The sequence below is a fragment of the Muricauda sp. SCSIO 65647 genome (assembly GCF_021534965.1).
Taxonomy (GTDB): Bacteria; Bacteroidota; Bacteroidia; order Flavobacteriales; family Flavobacteriaceae; genus Flagellimonas_A.
The window spans coordinates 83052-102642 of record NZ_CP091037.1; the positions used below are offsets into that span (position 1 = coordinate 83052).

At 43.4% G+C, this 19591-nt stretch carries 18 protein-coding genes; 13 read left to right on the forward strand and 5 right to left on the reverse strand.

The features are described 5' to 3' along the window. Positions 1–27: 27 nt before the first annotated feature. Entirely contained in the window at positions 28–1143 is a 1116-nt protein-coding gene (locus tag L0P89_RS00405) for an agmatine/peptidylarginine deiminase (RefSeq protein WP_235266425.1), read from the forward strand. A gap of 8 nt (positions 1144–1151) precedes the next feature. Here L0P89_RS00405 and L0P89_RS00410 read toward each other — a convergent pair whose 3' ends face one another. Together L0P89_RS00410 and L0P89_RS00415 are read right to left on the reverse strand one after the other, a co-directional pair. Further along, complete coding sequence (locus L0P89_RS00410; protein WP_235266426.1) at positions 1152–2327, reverse strand: GlmU family protein; 1176 nt, start codon at positions 2325–2327, stop codon at positions 1152–1154. Between the two features lie 82 nt (positions 2328–2409). Beyond that, positions 2410–2688: a type B 50S ribosomal protein L31 gene (locus L0P89_RS00415; protein ID WP_235266427.1), complete on the reverse strand. Its 279-nt coding sequence runs from the start codon at positions 2686–2688 to the stop codon at positions 2410–2412. 161 nt (positions 2689–2849) lie between these two features. Between L0P89_RS00415 and L0P89_RS00420 the strand changes: the two genes are divergently transcribed. Continuing rightward, the gene (locus tag L0P89_RS00420) at positions 2850–3371 is read left to right on the forward strand and encodes a DUF4199 domain-containing protein (protein ID WP_235266428.1); all 522 of its coding nucleotides are present in this window, start codon (positions 2850–2852) and stop codon (positions 3369–3371) included. 42 nt (positions 3372–3413) lie between these two features. Beyond that, positions 3414–4364 carry a glycosyltransferase family 2 protein gene (locus L0P89_RS00425; RefSeq protein ID WP_235266429.1) on the forward strand — a complete coding sequence of 317 codons (951 nt, stop codon included), beginning with the start codon at positions 3414–3416 and terminating at the stop codon, positions 4362–4364. Here the strand turns inward: L0P89_RS00425 and L0P89_RS00430 are convergent. Further along, a complete protein-coding gene (locus L0P89_RS00430) occupies positions 4361–7000 on the reverse strand; it encodes a T9SS type B sorting domain-containing protein (protein WP_235266430.1) in 2640 nt (879 codons plus the stop codon). The genes L0P89_RS00425 and L0P89_RS00430 overlap by 4 nt on opposite strands. Positions 7001–7150: 150 nt before the next feature. On the opposite strand from L0P89_RS00430, the gene L0P89_RS00435 reads away from it, so the two are divergent. Together L0P89_RS00435 and L0P89_RS00440 are read left to right on the forward strand one after the other, a co-directional pair. Then, a complete protein-coding gene (locus tag L0P89_RS00435; protein WP_235266431.1) occupies positions 7151–8860 on the forward strand; it encodes a phospho-sugar mutase in 1710 nt (569 codons plus the stop codon). Further along, positions 8860–10683, forward strand: coding sequence for an ABC transporter ATP-binding protein (locus L0P89_RS00440; protein WP_235266432.1), 1824 nt, complete (start codon positions 8860–8862; stop codon positions 10681–10683). Before L0P89_RS00435 ends, L0P89_RS00440 begins: the two co-directional genes overlap by 1 nt. A gap of 294 nt (positions 10684–10977) precedes the next feature. Here L0P89_RS00440 and L0P89_RS00445 read toward each other — a convergent pair whose 3' ends face one another. Then, on the reverse strand, positions 10978–12189 hold the full coding sequence (locus L0P89_RS00445; RefSeq protein ID WP_235266433.1) for a serpin family protein: 1212 nt from the start codon (positions 12187–12189) through the stop codon (positions 10978–10980). Between the two features lie 132 nt (positions 12190–12321). On the opposite strand from L0P89_RS00445, the gene L0P89_RS00450 reads away from it, so the two are divergent. The 6 genes from L0P89_RS00450 to L0P89_RS00475 all read left to right on the forward strand — a co-directional run bounded on the left by L0P89_RS00450 (position 12322) and on the right by L0P89_RS00475 (position 15937). Further along, positions 12322–12864, forward strand: a complete 543-nt coding sequence (locus L0P89_RS00450) for an RNA polymerase sigma factor (RefSeq protein WP_235266434.1) — start codon at positions 12322–12324, stop codon at positions 12862–12864. Between the two features lie 33 nt (positions 12865–12897). Further along, on the forward strand, positions 12898–13425 hold the full coding sequence (locus L0P89_RS00455) for a hypothetical protein (protein WP_235266435.1): 528 nt from the start codon (positions 12898–12900) through the stop codon (positions 13423–13425). Next, complete coding sequence (locus tag L0P89_RS00460) at positions 13412–13855, forward strand: Spy/CpxP family protein refolding chaperone (protein WP_235266436.1); 444 nt, start codon at positions 13412–13414, stop codon at positions 13853–13855. Before L0P89_RS00455 ends, L0P89_RS00460 begins: the two co-directional genes overlap by 14 nt. Before the next feature lie 113 nt (positions 13856–13968). Further along, on the forward strand, positions 13969–14928 hold the full coding sequence (locus L0P89_RS00465; RefSeq protein ID WP_235266437.1) for a YHYH protein: 960 nt from the start codon (positions 13969–13971) through the stop codon (positions 14926–14928). A 5-nt stretch (positions 14929–14933) separates the two neighbouring features. Then, positions 14934–15545 carry a DUF6702 family protein gene (locus tag L0P89_RS00470; RefSeq protein WP_235266438.1) on the forward strand — a complete coding sequence of 204 codons (612 nt, stop codon included), beginning with the start codon at positions 14934–14936 and terminating at the stop codon, positions 15543–15545. Positions 15546–15586: 41 nt separating this feature from the next. Further along, complete coding sequence (locus L0P89_RS00475; protein ID WP_235266439.1) at positions 15587–15937, forward strand: DUF6515 family protein; 351 nt, start codon at positions 15587–15589, stop codon at positions 15935–15937. A 58-nt stretch (positions 15938–15995) separates the two neighbouring features. Here L0P89_RS00475 and L0P89_RS00480 read toward each other — a convergent pair whose 3' ends face one another. Next, positions 15996–17030 carry a WD40/YVTN/BNR-like repeat-containing protein gene (locus L0P89_RS00480; RefSeq protein ID WP_235266440.1) on the reverse strand — a complete coding sequence of 345 codons (1035 nt, stop codon included), beginning with the start codon at positions 17028–17030 and terminating at the stop codon, positions 15996–15998. Positions 17031–17163: 133 nt separating this feature from the next. Here L0P89_RS00480 and L0P89_RS00485 point away from each other — a divergent pair, with 133 nt between their 5' ends. Further along, positions 17164–18381 (forward strand): RsmB/NOP family class I SAM-dependent RNA methyltransferase, encoded by a 1218-nt coding sequence (locus L0P89_RS00485; protein ID WP_235266441.1) that lies wholly within the window; start codon positions 17164–17166, stop codon positions 18379–18381. A gap of 47 nt (positions 18382–18428) precedes the next feature. Next, positions 18429–19085 carry a hypothetical protein gene (locus L0P89_RS00490; RefSeq protein WP_235266442.1) on the forward strand — a complete coding sequence of 219 codons (657 nt, stop codon included), beginning with the start codon at positions 18429–18431 and terminating at the stop codon, positions 19083–19085. Positions 19086–19591 lie beyond the last annotated feature (506 nt).

Sequence of the window (19591 nt, forward strand, 5' to 3'; positions counted from 1 at the left end):
AACGAATTAAAAGAGAATAGATACATCATGGTCCTTTTTTTTCTTGTTATACTTATTTCAACGATAAACTCATGTGACGAGCAAACCATAAAAGAACCGATTTTGGCGACTGAAGTAATGTATATTTTTCCTGAAGAAAGCGAACCCCATGAAGCCACTTGGTTGCAATGGCCGCACCATTATCAATACGGTATTGATTTTCGAGATGACCTTGACCCAACTTGGGTCGAGCTTGCAAAAGAGTTGATCACAAGTGAAAAAGTACATATAATCGCGTATGACGAAACTGAGAAAAGTAGAATCATTGCATTACTTAACGCACAATCGGTGGACTTGACCAATGTCGGTTTTTACATATATCCTACCGATGACTTTTGGGTACGGGACAATGGCCCGATCTATGTTTATGACCATAATGGAAATTTGGTCATCCAAGATTGGGGGTTCAACGGATGGGGAAATAAAGCAGATTATGCAGACTGCAACACAATTCCCACTAAAATCGGACAAGATCAAAACAGAACCGTAGTAGATCTAAATTCAATAATGGTGAATGAAGGTGGAAGTGTAGAACTTGATGGAAATGGAACATTGATGGCTTGCAAAAGTTCGATTTTGAATAAGAATCGAAATCGGGGAATGACACAAGTAGTGGCTGAAAATATATTTCAAAAATACTTGGGAGCAACCCACTTCATTTGGTTGGATGGTCAAAAGGGACTAGATATAACCGATCAACACATTGATGGTTTCGCAAGATTCGGCAACTCAAACACCATAGTTACCATGAACAATGATGACCTGTTGGCATATGATGTTCTACAGTCAGATATCGATAAATTGTATGCTGCGAAAAATAAAGATGGTGTTGCCTATACTTTTTTGAAATTGCCATTGACCCAAAACAATGTTGTGACCACTTATGGAAAAGATCTAGGTTATAAAGGCTCTTACTGTAATTATTATATAGCCAATACGAAAGTCATTGTGCCTATTTACAATGACCCAAATGACGTTATCGCTTTACAAAAAATACAGACCATTTATCCAAATAGAACAGTCGTGGGAATCGATTTTAGGAACGTATATGCCAACGGGGGCATGACCCATTGTGTAACACAACAACAGCCCAAAGAAAGGTAAAACGCGACCTAGAAATTTCGCCATTTTTCTGTGGCCTCATAGACGTGCTCTAAAATGGCCTGTTCTTTTTCATCAAATTCCTTTCCACGCCGGGCCATCATCACCTTTGCGGTGTCAAAGGCAGCTTTCAGGTTATAGGTTCGAAAACCAGAGGCCCCGCCCCAACTGAAACTGGGTATGAAATTACGTGGAAAGCCTGGTACATAAATGTTGCTGTTCACCCCTATGATCGTACCGGTGTTGAACATGGTATTGATGGCCGTTTTGCTGTGGTCGCCCATCATGAGTCCACAGAATTGCAGTCCTGTTTGATCAAAAGTTTCGGTGGCATAGTTCCACAACCGTACTTTTGCGTAGTTGTTCTTGAGATTTGAGTTGTTCGAGTCTGCTCCGATATTGCACCATTCGCCCAGTACCGAGTTGCCCAAATACCCCTCATGGCCCTTGCTCGAATAGCCAAAAATGACCGAGTTGTTGATCTCGCCACAAACCTTGCCATAGGGGCCCACTGTGGTTGGGCCATAAATCTTGGCGCCCATCTTGACCACGGCCTTTTCGCAAAGGGCAAAACCACCACGAATAAGGCTGCCCTCCCAGACCTCTGTATTTTTACCAATGTATATGGGGCCATTGGCCGCATTCAGAATGCTGTATTCGATTTTGGCTCCTTCTTCGACAAAAATATGCTCAGGACGTACCAAATGGTTGGTATCTGAAATCGGGGCACTTTTTCTTCCTTTGGTGAGAAAGTCAAAGTCGGCCTGCAATGCCTCCCCGTTTCTTGAAAAAATGTCCCAAGTGTTTTTGATCATGAACAATTCCCCCTCAAAACCAATCCGTTCATAATCATCCAAATCAAAAGCTTCCTCGGGATTACCTGTAGCAAAGGCAATCACTTTTTCTTCACCTATCAGTGCTTGTTTTGGTCTGAGTTCGATCACTGCCCCTACCAATGCCTCGTTGGGCAAAACGGCACCATTGATCACTATGTTCTCAGCCTCCATTTTAAGAGGATATTTGATGGACAGATATTCTTCGGTCAAAGAGCTCGTCGAGGTTTGTAACCATTTTTCCCATTTCTCCCGAATGGTGAGAATACCGATTCTAATGTCTGCGACCGGACGCGTGAAGGTAAACGGTAACAATGCTGTTCTGCTGTCGCCGTCAGATAGAATATAGTTCATTGTGTGGCCTTAATTCTTTGTAAAAATAAAAAACGCCCCCGACCAATGGTGGGAGCGTTCCGTATATTTTGTCAAAAACTCGTTATTCTGCCTCTTTTTCTTTTTTGGCAGGCTTTTCGAATTTCTTGTATTTGTTCTTGAACTTGTCAATTCGACCAGCAGTATCGACCAATTTGGTCTTACCCGTATAATAAGGATGTGAGGTTCTTGAGATTTCCAATTTTACCAATGGATATTCAGTACCATCAACGGTTATGGTCTCTTTTGCTTCTGCAGTTGACTTGGTGATGAAGACATCATCGTTCGACATGTCTTTGAACGCCACAAGTCTATAGTTTTTAGGATGTACACCTTTCTTCATCTTCAGAGTATCTTAAAGTCGAGATTTTCAGGCTGCAAATTTAAGTATTTTTTATTTTCTGGCAACCCAAAAAACCTGAAAAAGAAAAAACTGTACCTTTAGGTGTAACAATTTTGGGAGATTGTTAACCAATAACCTGTAATCAACTTAAATATTCAAAAATGGAGGAACAACAACCTAAAACGGGAAAATATGCATTGAATTATGGCTTGATATTAGGACTCATATCAGTTGTTTTCAGCGTATTTCTTTATTTACAAAAAGCTCACTATGAGCAAAACTGGGCGGTAACCGGCATCGGATTTCTTATCATGGTAGTCGTAGTAGCCATTGCAGTAAAAAACTTTCGAAAAGCAAATGGTGATTTTTTAAGCATCGCCCAAGCCCTTAAAATAGGTACAGGTGCGGCGGTGATTGCTGGCATTATTGGCATTATTTACTTTTTGATTCAATCTAATCTCATAGAACCGGATTTTATGGAGAAGGCAACTGCCATAGCCAAAGAAAAAACCTTTGCACAAAATCCGAATATAACCGAAGAACAATGGCAGCAGGGCGTAGAAATGCGTAAAAAATTTGCTTGGCTTACCTATCCGATAATACTTATTTTCAATACTATTATGGGATTGGTGGCTGGTCTTATCGCTGGTCTCATCTTCAAAAAAGCCAAACCTGCTTACTAAACCAAAAAATGCTACTTTTGAAAGGAATTCGAGAATCGAGCAATGCAGCTATCCGTTGTAATTCCTTTACTTAACGAGCAAGAATCACTGACAGAACTACATGATTGGATTGCAGCCGTGATGCAGTCCAATCATTTTTCTTATGAAATCATTTTTATCGATGATGGCAGTGGTGATGATTCATGGAAGGTCATTCAGTCACTTGCCTCAAAAAATCAGAATGTCAAGGGGCTGCGTTTTCTCAAAAACTTTGGAAAATCACAGGCATTGCACGCTGGTTTCAAAGAGGCCCAGGGCGATGTCATCATTACCATGGATGCCGATTTACAGGATAGTCCGGAAGAAATTCCCGAATTGGTGCGATTGATCAAAGAGGAAGACTTTGACATTGTATCGGGATGGAAGAAGAAACGCTACGATTCGATCATTACCAAGAATCTACCTTCAAAACTCTTCAATTGGGCTGCAAGAAAAACTTCTGGAGTGCAATTGCACGATTTCAATTGTGGCCTAAAAGCGTTCAAAAAAAAGGTGGTCAAGACCATCGAGGTATCTGGTGAAATGCACCGTTACATACCCGTACTTGCCAAAAATGCAGGTTACTCGAACATCGGTGAAAAAGTGGTTGTGCACCAGGCCAGAAAATATGGTAAGACCAAATTTGGGGCAGAGCGTTTTCTCAACGGTTTTTTAGATTTGATCACCATCTGGTTCGTCACAAAGTTTGGCAAACAGCCCATGCACTTATTTGGTGCCTTGGGGGTATTGATGTTTCTGGTCGGTTTTGGTTTTGCCCTTTATCTGGGTATCGACAAACTGTTTTTAGATCCGACCGGTAGGTTGATAACCGATAGGCCCCAATTCTACATATCACTCACCGCAATGATTCTCGGCACACAGCTTTTTATGGCGGGATTTTTAGGCGAATTGATCACACGCTCTAAAAAGACAGGTCGTGGCCATTATACCATCAGTGAGACCATCAATTTTTAGCGTTTTAAGGCAAAATGCCCGGTAATAATGCGGCCTTCGCCCAATTGTAGCTTATACCAGTAATCATCTGAAGGCATTTGGCGCCGATCGAACGTTCCATCCCAACCTAGATCATCGTGTCGAAATGTCTTCATCAATTTTCCATATCGATCAAAAACCGATATGACCACATCGGGAAAAAATTCAGGGTTCATCAATGTCCAACGATCGTTGATGCCGTCACTATTAGGGGTGAAAAATGGTAGCACCCCACCTACCAAAATGGTTTCCATAATTTCGGTACAACCATCGCTTACCACCAAATCATATACCCCTGGCAAGAGGTTGGAGAAAGTATTTGAATCTTGAAAAGTAAGTCCATTATCCAACGAAAATTGAACGTTTTCAATAGTATCGGGTATCTGTGTTATGATAGTGACCGAATTGCGTTGTGTGAAATCTTCAACAATAATCTCCTCAACTTCAAAAGGTGCTTCATCGACCACCTCGAAACTCTGCAAATAGCTACAATCACCGTTGCCAAAAATCAGATCAAAGGTTCCGGTAGTCTGCACCGTATATTCTTGGTCCGTCGAACCATCTGGCCAAAGATAGGTGTCAAAGCCATCCAGTCCTGTCAAAACAGCTTCACCGTTACATGAAACAACCTTCACGACTTCTTCATATTCAGGTTTTTGCTCCACATCAAGTGTTACAAAACCGATAGCCGCACAGTCGTTTTGATTCTCAACCCGAAAGTATGCTTGCAATGGATCAAAAGGGCCAAATATTCTATTCTCGAGTTCCAACTCCTCTAATTCCAAGAGCGCATGATCTTCGGTGGCGTATAAACTTAAATCATCACCAAAATCAACGAAAAGTTGGTCATAAACCTCCTGCATGTTTACTTCTGCGGCCAAAAGGGCAACAGTTCCATCGCAGATCTGTAACTCTCGATAAAATCCCAAATCGGTCAGGGGCCGTACTATAAGCGCAACCTCAACAATTTGAAAACACTCCGAATTCTCGAAAGCCCTTGCATATAGTATCTCGCCGTTAAAATTATTTTGAAACCCAATCGGGTCGATCACATTTTCATTGTTTTGGGCGTCTTGAAGTGTGGTGAAAAAATTTGCCGTAATATCTTCGTTGCCGTTGTTAAAAAGCACTATGGCCTCGTTCAAATTGAATTGGGTAATGCCATCATCATTGCCATCAACATCGCACTGTACCAAACTGACACTCTGAACCACGTTGGGTATTTCCGCTATTTCCACAAACTCTAAAAAAGTTCTTGAGGTACCATTTGAATATTCTACCTCGATGGTTACCGTATACGTCCCATGCGCAGTGAACACATGGGTTGGGTTCAAGTCGGTTGAAAAATTTGCCGAACCGGAGAGCGGGTCACCAAAATTCCAATGAATCGATGTAATGGCCCCTGTAGAATCAGTGGTAAACTGGGTGGTATCACCTTCACAAAAATTTTCTATCGTCACTATGGTTTCAAAAAAAGATTGAATAAAGGGCGGAAGTCCATAAGAGGCGGCCCGACCACCAAGATCAACCCCAAATCTTCTAAAGTCACTGTCCAATCCCTGCAAGTTTGGTGTTCTTATGACCGATAACCTTTCATTTGGGATGGAATGGTATATCTTTTTGTCAATAGCTATTTGAAGCGCTCCGGCGACAAAGCCGTCATTGATTCTTCTATTGAAATGGGCAACCTGATATTCTGATGCTGGTATGCTCATTGATTCCAGATCGTACTGTACTATTTCAATCTCATCAGTTATTTTTTCACCATCAACAGTGGTGAGAGAAACACCGCTCGCATAAAGTTTTGACGAATTCGAAGAAAACTCCACTCCATAATAAACACGTTCATCACTAACGAGCGTTGCATTACTGACCACCCCTGTATCAACGTTAAAATCAAAGAGATATAGACTTCCCTCAAACTCAGGTTCAACAATCGTATGGGCTATCGCCAATTTCGTACCGTCGGGAGAAATTTTCAAACTGCCTCTAATATTTTCAGAATTAGATATTAACGGGCCAATTGTAGAGATTACAGGTGAGGTCGATACCCCATTGGCATCTACGCGATATGAATAAAACTGATTCCTGTAATGGGTGACCACCCAATAATAGTTATCTGTTGCATTACGAACGGCGGAAACTTTTTCAGAGCATTGTGCCAAGAGCGTAGTGTTTTTTTCAACTATATCTCCCCTGCCATTGTCGAGCAACATATTTACCACAGAATAATTGAATCCGTTGGACGTGCCCAAACGATAGGCCAATGCATCATCGGGCGTAAAAATATAATAAATGTTATTTCGTACCGGATTTGGTACGACCAGGGCCGACTGAGTGGTCGAAAAACTGCCCCCTAGCTCAATACCATTGGGCATCAGATTGTGAAATCGATTCCATACTGATTTCCCCTCGGTGTAGAAAAGAAGGTTGCCATCACCATCAGAAAAGGCCTCACATCCTTCTACCGTATTGATTTGACCATCTGTAAGCGGAATTGGTGTTCCAGAATTGAAATCCAAACCAGCATATTGGCCAAAATACCAATTAGCAGCTTCTCGCTGTGCCAAAAGAAAACCACTGAAAAGAATAAAAATAATTGCTATCAAACACCTCATGAAGTACCAACATACTAAAATATCGCCAAACCCGATCAAACTTGCGATGATTGAGTAGTTTTTTTTGGCAAAACACAATATTCTTGACCGATAATATGGTATTCTGTTAAACTAGCGTAATTTTGATGAATCATTTAAACTCTGACAACAATGCAGAATGTTTTAGAGACCGCCCAATCATGGCTAAGCGATTTTTTCGAGCCAGAGGTCAAGAAAGAAGTACAGCATTTGATCGATAACGACCCCGATGAGCTCAAAGAGCGTTTTTATAAAAATTTAGAGTTTGGTACCGGTGGCATGCGTGGCGTGATGGGTGTGGGCACCAATAGAATCAACAAATATACACTGGGCAAAAATACCCAAGGTCTCAGCAACTATCTAAAGAAACACTATACGAACGAAACGATCAAAGTGGTCATCGCCTATGATTGCCGCCATAATAGCGACACATTGGCAAGAATCGTGGCCGAGGTGTTTGCCGCCAATGGCATAAAGGTTTTTCTGTTCTCTGAATTACGTACCACCCCTGAACTTTCTTTTGCTGTAAGGCATTTGAACTGTCATGCAGGCATTGTACTGACGGCCTCACACAACCCACCTGAATATAACGGATATAAGGTTTATTGGACAGATGGCGGCCAAATCGTGCCGCCCCAAGATGGTGATATCATCGCAGAAATCAATGCTTTGAATTTTGAGGATGTCAATTTTAACGCAAATGACAGCTTGATAGAACCTATTGACAAAGAAGTGGATGAGGCTTTCTTTGAGGCCTCGGTCAAAAACGGAAGCTTTAACGCAGCGGGCAAAGATGATTTCAAGATCGTGTTCACCTCCATTCACGGTACTTCGATCACCGCGATTCCTGAGGTCTTGAAACGGGCCGGATACAAGAACGTGACCGTCATCGAAGAACAGGCCACCCCAGATGGTAATTTTCCAACGGTCGAATCACCCAATCCCGAAGAGCCAGAGGCATTGAAAATGGCCATCAAAAGGGCTGAGGAAATCGGCGCCGATATGGTCGTGGGTACCGACCCTGACAGCGACCGCTTGGGCATAGCTGTAAGAAACCTAGAGGGTGAAATCGAATTGCTCAACGGTAACCAGACCATGGTGATGATGACCAAGTTTTTGTTGGATCAATACCAAAAGAAAGGGTTCAAGGGCAATGAGTTCATAGCAACAACCATCGTGTCGACACCCATGGTCGAAGAAATGGCCAAAGCATACGGGGTCGAGTTCAAGACCGCTTTGACAGGTTTTAAATGGATCGGTAAAATGATAAAAGATTTTCCCGATTCTAAATTCATTGGCGGCGGTGAAGAGAGCTTTGGGTACATGGCAGGTGATTTTGTGAGAGACAAAGACGCCGTGACCGCTACGCTGCTGGCCTGTGAGATTGCCAGTCAGGCAAAGGCCGATGGCAGTTCTTTTTACCAAGAATTGATCAATGCCTATGTACAGTTCGGATTTTATAAGGAAAAACTGATATCGCTGACCAAAAAAGGAATCAGCGGCGCCGAGGAAATCAAGCAGATGTTGAAGGACTTCAAGGAGAATCCCGTGCAATCGGTTCAAGGATCACCAGTGGTCTGGATCGAGGATTACAATACCTCCGTGGCCAAAAATGTGCAAACGGGGGAAGAAAAGACCATGCACTTGCCCAAATCGAACGTATTGATTTACGAAACCGAAGACGGCACGCGAATTGCCGCCCGGCCCAGCGGCACGGAGCCAAAAGTGAAATTTTATATCACCACCAATGCGGCCCTCGAAAAGGCGGGGGACTTTAAATTGGTAAATTCGCAATTGGATGCCAAAATCGAGGGTATCGTCGCTGAACTGAATATGGGCTGATGGAATATTTCAAAAAAATCCTAAGGTTTGCGGGCCCGTACCGCAAATATGGTTTTCTGAACATCTTTTTCAATATACTCTATGCGCTGTTCAGCGCCCTATCGTTCGCGGCTTTGATACCCATGCTCGATGTGCTGTTCAAACCAGAAGACAAGGTCTATGCAAAACCCCCGTATCAAGGGCTAGGCGATGTAAAGAACTATCTTCAAGATTATATCAACTATCAAGTAACGGCCTATTCGGGCGATGATGACATGAAGGGACTGGTGTTGGTCATCGGTTTGGTGCTGGTGCTCTTTCTGCTCAAGAACATCTTTAACTACCTCGCCATGTACTTTATCACCTTTTTACGAAACGGGGTGTTGAAAGACGTCCGCAACAAGATGTACGAAAAAGTCGTCGATCTGCCGGTATCATACTTCAATGAAAAACGCAAAGGTGATGTAATCGCCCGAATCACTTCAGATGTGTTGGAGATACAGCATTCTTTTCTATCGATATTGGAGCTTATCGTCAGGGAGCCGCTCACCATTCTTTTCACCATACTCGTCATGTTCGGCATCAGTGCCAAATTGACCTTGTTCGTTTTTGTTTTCATTCCCGTTGCCGGGATGATTATTTCCCGCATCGGCAAATCACTCAAGAAAAAGTCAGATCGTGTGCAGAAAGAACAAGGTGAGTTTCTGTCTATCGTTGAGGAAACTTTGGGTGGGCTCCGCATCATCAAGGCGTTCAATGCCGAGTCCCGTTTCTTAAAGATCTTTAAAAATTCGACCGATCGGTTTTACCGGTTTTCGAACAGTTTGTTGAACCGTCAAAACCTAGCTTCGCCCACAGGCGAATTTCTGGGCATTTTGGTCATTGGGGTATTGCTATGGTTCGGGGGCAAAATGGTATTGGTCGATGGCACTTTAGATGCCTCCTCCTTTATTGCCTATATGGGGCTTGCCTATAACATTCTTACCCCCGCCAAGGCCATTAGCAAGGCATCTTATAGGGTGCGTAAGGGCAACGCCGCGGCCGAAAGGGTCTTGGAGGTACTGGAAAGTGAAAATCCTATCAAAGACAAAAAAGATGCCCAAGACATACAGCGATTCGAGAAGCAGATCGAACTGAAAAATGTCAGTTTTAAATATGAGGATGAGTATGTTCTCAAAGACTTTGACCTAAAGGTCATGAAAGGGCACACGGTCGCATTGGTGGGCCAATCGGGGAGTGGTAAAAGTACCATTGCCAACTTGGTCACCCGTTTTTATGATGTGAATGGGGGAGCAATATTGCTCGATGGCACCAACATCAAGGATGTTTCAAAAAAGTCACTCCGAAACTTGATGGGCCTAGTAACGCAAGATTCCATCCTCTTCAACGATACCGTGGCCAAGAACATTGCATTGGGCAAAGAAAATGCCTCACATGAAGAAATCATCGAGGCAGCCAAAGTGGCCAATGCCCATGATTTCATCATGGAGCTTCCCAAGGGCTATGATACCAACATCGGTGACGGGGGCAATAAACTCAGTGGTGGGCAAAAACAACGTCTCTCGATCGCTCGGGCCGTACTTACAAATCCGCCTATCATGATATTGGACGAGGCCACCTCGGCCCTAGATACCGAAAGTGAGCGCCTGGTGCAGGACGCCCTTGAAAAAATGATGCGAAACCGTACATCGATTGTCATTGCACACCGTCTGAGCACCATCCAGAATGCAGATTCCATCGTGGTACTCCAAAAAGGAAAGATTGTGGAGCAAGGCACACACGATGAATTGATGAAATCAAAAAAAGGGTACAAAAAATTGGTCGAAATGCAGACATTGGGGTAAGTACGAATTCAGAATTATGAATTATGAATTCAGAATTATGAATTTTGCGTTGGGAAATGGGCGGGATACCTGTCTTGAACACCTCACACTTCCAACCTCACACTTCCAACTTCAAACTTCCCACTTCGCACCTCCAACCTCACACTTCCCACTTCGCACCTCCAACCTCACACTTCCAACTTCATACTTCCCACTTCGCACCTCTAACTTCATACTTCGAACTTCCAACTTCGTACCTCCAACCTCGTAAATAGGCCAATTGCTTTCTTATACCCCTTTTTGTTGTTGGTGAAATTAAGGTAGACCTACCTTGCCCATAAAACAAATGCTGCCTGTATAGCTGTCTCGAATCATGTACAAAAAAGGGCGATTTGCCACGAATGAGGGCCCTGCCGAAGTCACTTCAATACCCACTCCCGTAACTGCAGCGGCCTCGGTGCCCTCTTCATTGACCTCGATAAAGGTTTTTTGGATCACATCAGATATCTGTAACGGCGCATCTTTATTGATATTTCCGAAATCAGCATCAAATGAAAAGGCAATGCCCAGACCCATATTGGTCAATTCATCGTTGAGTTTGTTCTCATATTCCATCTTGAATTTGGGCACCCCAACATCAAGGTCACTCAATTCATACCCTTCTAGCCAAGCGTTGAAATTCTCGCTGCTCATATTTTCAACAATGCTTTTGGTCGTCAACCCATCATGCGGCAAGAACAGCAACATTTCAAAACGCTCCTTTTTATAGGGTAGAATGATCGATGAAAACGTCTCATTTGAAAAATAGGGCACTTCTGCATTCATGTTCATCATAGGAACTTCAACCGAATTTTCAGGTGAACTGTAAAATGGTGCATTTCGGGTATCTTCGGTCTTGAAACGATATTTCCATTGTGATTTGAAATAAAGGGCATTCACCAAGAAGAGACGGGTCTGGGGATCAAATTCTTCGACGAGCTCTTCTATTTTACCATTTGTATGGCGCTCGACCCAATCATTGACAGTGGTTACCGCTTCGGGCTCCCTGAAATCAAGATTGCCGACTTCGGCATCATAAAAGTTTTGGTTGGTGATTGTAAAATCTTCCGCTACCGGAAAATTTTCTTGAATCCAGATAGCATTGGCCAGACTTAGGTCCGTGCCATCGGTTTTTGTGGTAAGTGATTTTCTCAAATCTTTGTTGAACTGGTTACGTTCGTCAAGGGAAACATCATTGCCCAACAGATCGTCAAAGGCCAGTTTTGTGTCGCCATCGGCACCATTGTGTACCATGCCCAAGGCCATGGAAAGGCTCAATGGCGATACCATATAGTTTTCTTTTTCCTCATTCTCGCTTACTTCCTGAAAAAAATCCAATGCGAATTGGTTGTTTTTGGAAACCATCGCTTTTGCCATTGCGGTTTCCAGTGCATCATTTTCGAAAGGGGGCACATCATCGTCGTTAGTAGCATCACAGCCCAACATAAAGACCGAGCCTACAATAATTGGGAAAGTCCAAGATTTCATAAAATTCTTTTTCCAATGGATGAAAAAAATATGGTGAAGTTGCGCAGATGGGTATAGAAAATCAAAATTTACATGTTTCCTAGTTAAACCTTTTCCCTGTATTTTAGTCAAAGCTTTAAACACACAGCCCCTTTGATTGCTGAAGAAACCTTATTAGTGCAGCTCAAAGAAGAAGAGAGCCGTTCAAAAGCCTTTGAGGTACTTGTCAATACCTACAAAGAACGTTTGTATTGGCATATCAGAAGAATTGTGCTGAACCATGACGACGCCGATGATGTGCTGCAGAACACCTTCATCAAGGTATTTAAGAATATTGAGGGGTTCAAGGGAGAAAGCAAATTGTATTCATGGATGTACCGCATCGCCACCAATGAAAGCCTCAGTTTTTTGAAGCAAAAATCAAAAAAGTCGGGCATCAGCAATGAAGACCTGCAACAGGTGTTGGTCGACAACCTACAATCAGATGTGTACTTTGAGGGCGATGAGATACAATTGAAGTTACAAAAGGCACTGGCAACCCTACCTGAAAAGCAAAAACTGGTGTTCAACATGAAATATTTTCAAGAGATGAAATACGAAGAAATATCGGAGATACTGGAAACCTCAGTGGGCGGACTAAAGGCTTCGTACCATTTGGCGGTTAAGAAGATTGAGGCGTATCTTAGGGAAGATTAAACCTTTTGTTGATTTTGAAATCATAAAAGAGCAATGAAAGAGAACCAAAAAAATAAGTTCAAAACCCCTGAGGGCTACTTTGAGCGCTTCAATGAGCGTCTCATGGATAGAATTGCCAAAGATTCCGATAGCCATCAGAACATTATTCCCGAGAGCGATGGGTTTGCCGTTCCCGATGGATATTTCGAGAACTTACCTTCGAAAATCGCTTCCCGTATAGAAAATGGCGAGGGAAAGGTTGTACAACTCAATCCCCAAAAAAAGTTTTACTATGCGGCTGCGGCCATTGCTGCCATCATTGCTCTGGCACTGGCACTCAACATAGAGCGTAGTACAGAAATCGAGTTCGACGATTTGGCCAGCAGCGATATCGCCGATTATTTTGAAAACACCAATTTCAACCTCACCACTAACGAAATAGCAGAACTGTTGCCCATTGAAAATATCGCGATCAGCGATATAACAGAAGTACCTTTAGGTGAGGAAAACATCTTGGAGTATCTCGACGAGAACATCGAAGATCTTGATGAACTAAACCTTGATTACAATGAACTGGAATAAAAAATTGTTGTGCCTTCCCTTGCTGTTCTTTACCATTATGGCCCAAGCACAAAATGGCCCAAGAGAGAGGGTAAAGACACTGAAAGTGGCCTTTTTGACCGAGCGCTTGAGCTTGACCAGCCAAGAGGCCCAATCATTTTGGCCCATATACAACGAGCATGAAGAACGCATAGAAACTTTTCGCCGCAAAGAGCGTCGGCAATTGGCAGGCCGCATGATGGATGCCCCTGACTTGAGCGATCAAGAAGCCGAAAAACTGTTGGATGAATTGATGACCCTGCACGCTGAAAAACTCGAGGCCAATACCCAATACCTCAATAAGGTTAGACAAGTACTTTCTGCCAAGAAGACACTTTTGCTCATAAAAGCGGAAGAGGATTTCAGAAAAAGTCTATTACAACAGTTTCGTAAGAAACGGGGAGGAGGCTAACCTCTAAATCACAATTGTATGTTAAAAAGGGGCTTTTGGCCTCTTTTTTTTGTGCTCAAACTAAACCCTGCCATACAAATGTGGTCAAACCAACATAAATAAAATTCTAACCCATGAAAACAATAAAAACGCTTTCACTGATTTTTGTTTCACTGATCATGGCCTGTTCATCTGATGATTCTGAGATAGTCGCCACCGAAAATGGCCAAGACGACATTGCTGAAGAAAGTACTCTTGATTGCAATGGCACCAGCAGTCTGTTCACCATCAATTTAGACCCAGAAAGTTGCAGTATTGATATTCAATCGCAATTGGGCATCAATTCACAATATACCGAATCGGTCTCTGGCAACGTCAGAACCATTACTATTAATGGCGTGGCAGACCACTTGGTAGGGGAATTTCCCAACAGTGGCAACCCCAATACCATAGCAGAAGCATCTGAAACTTTCTCCATGACCACAGAACCTGAACCTGCCAATGACATTACGTTTGGTCAAGGCTATACGTTCGGAGTGCTGTTTTCTGGGGTGGCCGTCGATCCCTACACAGCTGAGTTCTTTGTGGGTTCGACAGGGACCATGAATATGGAATGGAACATCACCACCCTGCAATCCACCACAAATTTGGGTCTTGATTGCAACAATGCCCACGTACAACCAACAGGTAGGTACCATTATCACGGAACGCCCTCAAACTATCTTGATGGTCTGAATGCCGACGGAACCGAAATGGTCAAAGTAGGATATGCCGCTGATGGATTCCCTATTTATTACAAATATGGATATGCTAATGATGGCACTACCATTGCCGCATTTCAAAGTGGTTATCAGCTAAAGACAGAACCCAGGGGGGGCGATGGTATTTCTGCTCCTGACGGTTGTCCAGATGGCTACTATTTCAATGATTATGAGTATGTCGATGGAATTTCTGAATTGGATGAGTGCAATGGTCGTTTTGGAAAAACACCAGAATCGGAAAACGAATATTATTATGTGATAACGGATAATTTCCCTTCATCTCCCCTTTGTTTTTCAGGTACTCCCGATCAAAGTTTCAATTTTAGAAATTAGCCGCTATGAGACATTTTTGCATCATGGGCGCATTTTTGTTCTTCCTTACCACAAACATAGCCAAAGCACATAATCCATACGAGGTAAGCTATTTTTTTAAGTACGAACAAAAAGAATTGGTCATTCATCTGACCCCCCAGACCGTGGTGGACTTGCTACAGCATTTGAATGAAGAACTGGCCGACCAGAGCATGATCGTAATTTCAGATTATCATGCCGAACTATCGGCGTACCTGAAAAGCACCATACATTTTTATGTAAATGGTGAACCTATCGGTCTAACTTTCAAAAATGCAGCCCTGACACAACACGATGCGACCATTCGCTTTTCACTAGAGCACCTTAAGGAGAGCTTAGAACGATATACCATTGAGATCATCAGTTTTACCGAGGTCTATACCCCCATCAAAAATTATGTGAACATACAGTATGGTGACAAAAAGATCAGGCATATCCTGAACAGGGGAAACATTTCGGCCAAGGGAAATATAAATACCATCGATGAACGGTTGACCACGAAGAAAGTCAATCTACTGTCTATCAGTGGCTTTGTGATTTTGACAGGTCTTATTTGGGCGGTTCATCGAAAAAAACCGAAATGGCTTAAACCCTTTTGACGTTTAACGGTCAAAGAAATAGAAACCCAAAAAGAAAAGTCATGAAAAAGGTAAAAATACTATTGCTGGTCGTAACACTGTTTGGATCATTGTTGACCGTAGAAGCACAACGAACCGTGGTACGGGTCTATCCGAAACACGGTACCGTGGTCACCACCATCAACGGGCCCAAGGTCGTCGTGCACAAAAGAACCAATTACTACTTTGCCGACGGTGTTTGGTATAGGGCAAGGGGCAGAAAGTACGTGGTTTGTGCCGCACCTATAGGCATCAAGGTCAGAGCACTGCCCAGAGGCAATAAAATAGTGGTGGTCAACGGTAGAAAACTATATAAGTACAAAGGGATCTGGTATAAGAAATCAGGACGGCATTTTGTCGTGGTTACCGTATAATCTGTAGACTGTTTGGTTGGTTGTTAGTTGAGAAGAGGGTGGCGTTTGCCACCTTTTTCTATTTAAAGACGAGTTTGGCGATTCGATTTTTACCTGCGGCATAGGCGACGGAATCGTTTAAAAAACGTACTGTATAAAACGATTCTTCTGAGAGGGAAATCCAATTTTTTCCCCTGTCATTGGAAACGGAAATACCCGTAAAACCAACCGCCGTCAGATTATCTCCATTTGAGTTGGGCACAAACTGCACACAACTTTTATAGTTGGGCTCTTGCCCATCGGCAACAAGTGTCCACGTCTTGCCACCATCTTCAGTGATGGCCTTGTTCGCCGTATTGGCTTCCGGTTGGGTATAATCCCCTCCGATACCAAAGCCCAGGTTTTCATCATAAAAATCGATGGAATAAATGCCTTGGGTCGGTTCATCTTTGATGATAGGGGTCTTGAAAACCTCCCAACTTTTCCCTTTGTCCAAAGAAAAAATAATCCGCCCTGCGGTGGTCGCCACCCAGGTTTTTTCTCCCACCACGGCAATATTGGTGTCGCTGGCGGCAAAAGCCCCTTCACCTACTTTTGAAGGAGGCAGTTCTTCGCAAGGTATTTTCTTCCAGTTGTGGCCGCCATCCCTGGTAATGATAATTGACAGACAACCATCGACCGTATCACCAATGGCAATGCCCTCTTCGTCGTTCCAAAAGGTCATTGAATCATAGAAAACACCTTCTCCCTCTTCCTTATAGACCAGTTCCATTTGTCCACTGTCCCCTGTTTTGTAAAGCAGGGCCGGACTCGCCACCGAGAGCATAAAGAAATCAGTGGAAGTACCTGCCACGGCGCGAAAATCAGGAGTGATGGTATCATACCGTTGTACATTGCTTCTAACGGTGTGTGTGCGCAAATCGACCGTACCGAACATGCCCCTGCTGCCGGCAAAGGCCAGTGTGCGGTCATCTAAAAACGTAATGGCCCGAATACTGACCGAATCTTCAAAAACGATTTCGATTTCAACGGAAGTATAATTTTTTGATCGGTCTCTTTCGGTGCATCCGATAAGCGAAGAAACAAACAGTATGGCAAAAGTGATTCTTTTCATTTGTAAGGTTTGTTCAAAAATAGAGAAGAAAACCTCCCCTCTAACAAGCCTGTGCTTAGCAGAGTCGAACAATTTTGCATCAAGACAAAATGAACAAAACAATAACCCTATTTTTGTTGGCTCAAAACATACTATGCGCTTACACCGAAACCTTGTCTTTGCTGTTATCGATGCCCTCAACCTTATTTTCAATGAGGGCGAATACGCCGATAAGGTCATTGAAAAAGTCTTGAAATACGACAAACGCTGGGGTTCCCGTGACCGTGGTTTTATCGCCGAGACCACCTATGACATTGTACGCTGGCGGCGGTTATATGATGAAATTGCAGGGGTACATGCCCCCTACTCCCGTCAAGCCCTGTTCCGGCTCTTTGCGGTCTGGGCCGTTCTACGGGGCATCAACCTACCCGATTGGAAACAATTGGAAAACACGCCCGAACGCCGTATCAAAGGCCGTTTCGATGAACTGTCAAAAATCAGGAAGTATCGGGAGTCCATCCCCGATTGGATCGATCAACTGGGTATAAAGGCCCTGGGCGAAAAACGGTGGACGAAAGAAATCGCCGCACTGAACAAACAGGCCCAGGTCATCTTACGCACCAATACGCTCAAAACTGACAAGGCTTCTTTACAACAGCTGCTAAAAGAAGAAAGCATTGAGACCAAGACCCTCACCGGTCATCTTGATGCGCTGCAACTGACCGAGCGCAAAAACGTGTTCACGACCCAAGCTTTCAAAAACGGACTCTTTGAAGTACAAGACGCCTCTTCACAATTGGTGGCGCCCTTTTTAGAGGTCGAGCCTGGGCAACGGGTCGTTGATGCCTGTGCGGGAGCGGGTGGCAAAACACTACATTTGGCCGCCTTGATGCAGAACAAGGGTCAATTGATCGCGATGGACATTTATGAAAGCAAACTCAAAAAACTCAAGATACGGGCGAGGCGAAATGGCGTGCACAACATGGAGACACGGCCCATAGCCTCTACCAAGGCGATCAAAAAACTGTACGGCAAGGCCGATAGGGTCTTGCTCGATGCCCCCTGTTCAGGACTTGGGGTGCTGCGCCGCAATCCGGATACCAAGTGGAAGTTGCAGCCCGAATTTTTGAAAACGGTCAAGACCATACAACAAGAAATTCTAAGAGACTATAGCAAAATGGTCAAGCCCGAAGGTAAGATGGTGTACGCGACCTGTAGCATCCTCCCAGAAGAGAACAACCAACAGGTCGAGGCTTTTTTGGCCTCCCCCGAAGGCGAGAACTTTACATTGGCCAGAGAGCGGCACATCTATCCGTCTGAAAGCGGTTTTGATGGATTTTATATGGCACTATTGACCAAGGCCCAAGCCTGATAATGACGTTGTTTTTGCTTATCTTCGATAACCCAAAACCATATGCTATGAAACAAGTTATCGGCCTCTTCATCATTGTTTTCCTATTTATACCATGCCATGCACAAAAGAAATCGGAAGGCTTATCGCATTATGTCTTTCCTGAATTTACGGTAGGTGAGGTTTTGATGAAAAGTGGGGTAAAAAATGTAGCGGTCTTGAATTACAACGCGGCCTCAGAAGAGATGATCTTTGACGAAAAGGGCAATAAAATGGCCATCACCAGTGATCAGGTCAAACAAATTGACACCGTCATCATCGACAACCGAAGGTTTGTTCAATATGACGGCCGGTTTCTTGAACTTATGAGCGGATCAGAACCCGAGTTCTATATTGAGCACAAATGCCATATCAAGTATCCGGGTAGAATCGATGGCCCAGGGGGTAGAACTTCCCAAACTTCGGGTACCGAGACCTATTCATTCAAAAACAATGCAAGTCAGATCTATAATGTGATATTGCCCATGGGGTATGATACAAAACCATACCGATATTATTGGATCAGGAAAAATGGGGAGTTGAAAAAACTGAAAAGCCTAAAACAATTGGCCAAGTTGTATCCCGATAAAAAGAATGACTTCAAAAACTTGGTGAAAAAACACAATGCTGATTTTGATGATCCGAAGAGCGTTATCGAATTGGTACAGCATCTAGAAGCAAATTGAAGATGGGCCATTCGCCATAAAAGAACGTAGGGGTCCTTAGTCTTTAATCTTATAAGCAGTTGGCAGTTGGCAGTTAGCAATGACCAATAACCTTGAACTTTTAACTAACAACCCTTATCCCTTTAGACGCTAGACACTAGACGCTAGACGTTAGTCGCTAGCTATTGACCAATAACCTTGAACCTTGAACCTTAAACTCTTAACTCATAACTCATAACTAAGTATCAAACATCGCGCTTCTCGCTTCCCGCATCGCGCACCATATGTCATTCCAAAATGAGCATAGCGATTGAGGAATCTATAAAGATGTAGATTTCTCACCCTAAAGGGTTCGAAATGACATGGGGACTTTTGCCATTCCTCCCTTGATTCATAGACCTTAGACATTAGTCGTTAGTCGCTAGCTATTGACCAATAACCTTGAACTTTTAACTTTTAACTCTTAACTCTTAACTCTTAACTCATAACCAAGTATCAAACATCGTGCTTCTCGCTCCCCGCATCGC

What these genes read in the sequence shown, in the direction of transcription:
- L0P89_RS00405 (WP_235266425.1), top strand. Translation starts at nt 28, where the DNA reads ATGGTCCTTTTTTTTCTTGTTATACTTATTTCAACGATAAACTCATGT.
- L0P89_RS00410 (WP_235266426.1), bottom strand. Translation starts at nt 2,327, where the DNA reads ATGAACTATATTCTATCTGACGGCGACAGCAGAACAGCATTGTTACCG.
- L0P89_RS00415 (WP_235266427.1), bottom strand. Translation starts at nt 2,688, where the DNA reads ATGAAGAAAGGTGTACATCCTAAAAACTATAGACTTGTGGCGTTCAAA.
- L0P89_RS00420 (WP_235266428.1), top strand. Translation starts at nt 2,850, where the DNA reads ATGGAGGAACAACAACCTAAAACGGGAAAATATGCATTGAATTATGGC.
- L0P89_RS00425 (WP_235266429.1), top strand. Translation starts at nt 3,414, where the DNA reads ATGCAGCTATCCGTTGTAATTCCTTTACTTAACGAGCAAGAATCACTG.
- L0P89_RS00430 (WP_235266430.1), bottom strand. Translation starts at nt 7,000, where the DNA reads ATGAGGTGTTTGATAGCAATTATTTTTATTCTTTTCAGTGGTTTTCTT.
- L0P89_RS00435 (WP_235266431.1), top strand. Translation starts at nt 7,151, where the DNA reads ATGCAGAATGTTTTAGAGACCGCCCAATCATGGCTAAGCGATTTTTTC.
- L0P89_RS00440 (WP_235266432.1), top strand. Translation starts at nt 8,860, where the DNA reads ATGGAATATTTCAAAAAAATCCTAAGGTTTGCGGGCCCGTACCGCAAA.
- L0P89_RS00445 (WP_235266433.1), bottom strand. Translation starts at nt 12,189, where the DNA reads ATGAAATCTTGGACTTTCCCAATTATTGTAGGCTCGGTCTTTATGTTG.
- L0P89_RS00455 (WP_235266435.1), top strand. Translation starts at nt 12,898, where the DNA reads ATGAAAGAGAACCAAAAAAATAAGTTCAAAACCCCTGAGGGCTACTTT.
- L0P89_RS00460 (WP_235266436.1), top strand. Translation starts at nt 13,412, where the DNA reads ATGAACTGGAATAAAAAATTGTTGTGCCTTCCCTTGCTGTTCTTTACC.
- L0P89_RS00465 (WP_235266437.1), top strand. Translation starts at nt 13,969, where the DNA reads ATGAAAACAATAAAAACGCTTTCACTGATTTTTGTTTCACTGATCATG.
- L0P89_RS00470 (WP_235266438.1), top strand. Translation starts at nt 14,934, where the DNA reads ATGAGACATTTTTGCATCATGGGCGCATTTTTGTTCTTCCTTACCACA.
- L0P89_RS00475 (WP_235266439.1), top strand. Translation starts at nt 15,587, where the DNA reads ATGAAAAAGGTAAAAATACTATTGCTGGTCGTAACACTGTTTGGATCA.
- L0P89_RS00480 (WP_235266440.1), bottom strand. Translation starts at nt 17,030, where the DNA reads ATGAAAAGAATCACTTTTGCCATACTGTTTGTTTCTTCGCTTATCGGA.
- L0P89_RS00485 (WP_235266441.1), top strand. Translation starts at nt 17,164, where the DNA reads ATGCGCTTACACCGAAACCTTGTCTTTGCTGTTATCGATGCCCTCAAC.
- L0P89_RS00490 (WP_235266442.1), top strand. Translation starts at nt 18,429, where the DNA reads ATGAAACAAGTTATCGGCCTCTTCATCATTGTTTTCCTATTTATACCA.